This is a genomic window from Methylophaga sp. UBA4204 (assembly GCF_002379485.1).
GTDB lineage: Bacteria > Pseudomonadota > Gammaproteobacteria > Nitrosococcales > Methylophagaceae > Methylophaga.
Genome location: NZ_DFTU01000108.1, coordinates 43,380 through 44,541, shown reverse-complemented (window position 1 = coordinate 44,541; position 1,162 = coordinate 43,380). Strand labels below are relative to the sequence as shown.

Sequence of the window (1,162 nt, the reverse complement as noted above, 5' to 3'; positions counted from 1 at the left end):
CAATCATCCCTGTGTGAAACTCCTGGAGGCTTACAACAGGCTCAACAGAAAGGCTGGCTTGTCACACCAACTGCTGAGGCAGCGGGTTGGCAAAGTTATCTTGATTCTCACCCTGATAATGCTGAGCGCAGAGCAATGTTGGTCAATGAAGTCGCTGAATAAAGTATGCTGACTAAAACAAGTGCTGCGAATATATCGGTTTTGTCTCAATATACAAAAACCTAGCGAACTTATTCTGGCGAATTGGCTTATTTCGCATTATCTAAATTGTCTGGTAATATGCTGAACTCCAAATTGGTTTCGTGTGGTTAAATATCACCGAAATTGCCTAAAAACAGGAACTAAAGTGAGATCTTAATGGCTTTAGAGACACCCGTCTGTGACTTTGGCCAAGCGGCCATAGATTTTGCCCTGCCGGGCACAGACAACAAAATCTGGACACTGGAAGACTGTCGTGGTGAGAATGGTTTGTTAATCATGTTCATCTGTAATCATTGTCCTTATGTCAAAGCCATTATGGATAGACTGATCCGTGATACCAACGAACTTAAACAGCTGGGCATCAATTCTGTGGCAATTTCTGCCAATGATGTCGCTGATTATCCAGAAGACTCTTTTGACAACATGAAAACTGTTGCTGAACAAAACGGGTTTTCTTTCCCTTATCTGTATGACGAAAGCCAAGAGGTTGCTCAAGCTTATGGCGCGGTGTGTACTCCTGATTTTTTTGGTTACAACAAAGATTTGAAGTTGCAATACCGTGGTCGCCTTGATGCCAGCCGCAAAGAAGCCGCTCCAGCGGACGTACGCCGTGACTTATATGAAGCGATGAAACAAGTTGCTCAAACCGGTCATGGTCCAGAACAACAGATACCCAGTATGGGCTGTTCCATCAAATGGCGGGCAGCTTAATTTTTTTTAATAGGAGAACGTAGATAATGGCTACACGTAGACATTTAGCAAATGCAATCCGTGCGTTAAGTATGGATGCAGTGCAAAAAGCGAATTCCGGCCATCCGGGTGCCCCAATGGGTATGGCGGATATCGCTGAAGTATTGTGGAATGACCACATGAAACATAACCCGAACAACCCGAAATGGGCTGATCGTGACCGTTTCATTTTGTCTAATGGCCACGGCTCTATGCTGATTTACTCATTGCT

The 1,162-nt window shown here is 44.3% G+C and carries 2 protein-coding genes and 1 pseudogene; all 3 read left to right on the top strand.

Features of this window, described 5'->3' with window-relative positions; all coding sequences use genetic code 11:
* The coding region (locus tag B3182_RS16400; protein WP_414683354.1) for a hypothetical protein at window positions 1-162 on the top strand (162 nt) is incomplete at its 5' end.
* Window positions 163-357: 195 nt separating this feature from the next.
* Window positions 358-912 (top strand): thioredoxin family protein, encoded by a 555-nt coding sequence (locus B3182_RS15840; protein WP_292354565.1) that lies wholly within the window; start codon window positions 358-360, stop codon window positions 910-912.
* Window positions 913-938: 26 nt separating this feature from the next.
* Window positions 939-1,162, top strand: a pseudogene (locus B3182_RS15835) (transketolase); the annotation flags it as partial.